The sequence below is a fragment of the Streptomyces sp. HSW2009 genome (genome assembly GCF_040240285.1).
Taxonomy (GTDB): Bacteria; Actinomycetota; Actinomycetes; order Streptomycetales; family Streptomycetaceae; genus Streptomyces.
On sequence record NZ_JBEHZD010001223.1, the window covers coordinates 1 to 296 of the forward strand.

1 protein-coding gene is annotated in these 296 nt (G+C 61.8%); it reads right to left on the reverse strand.

Annotation, left to right across the window (positions count from 1 at the left end):
- On the reverse strand, nucleotides 1-278 hold a 278-nt coding region (locus AAHZ94_RS35275), incomplete at its 3' end, for an AMP-binding protein (protein WP_349997711.1).
- Nucleotides 279-296 lie beyond the last annotated feature (18 nt).

Genomic DNA, 296 nt, shown 5'->3' on the forward strand with positions numbered 1-296 from the left:
ACACCCGGCGGAACCGGCCGCAAGTACTCATCGAGTACGTACATCCGGGTGTTCCAGAACGGCCGACCAATCGGAACCGGACCCTCGGGCAATTCCACACCCGGTTCGATCCAATAGTCGGTGCAGTTCACCGTCGCCTCAGTCGGACCATAGGCGTTGACGACCACGACGTCAGGATGCGTCGCACGCCAAGAAGACAACGCTTCCCCAACCAGCGCTTCACCACCCACCACCAGCATCTGTGACGGAGACACCTCACCCGGCAACGCCTCCAACAACCCCACATGCGACGGCGT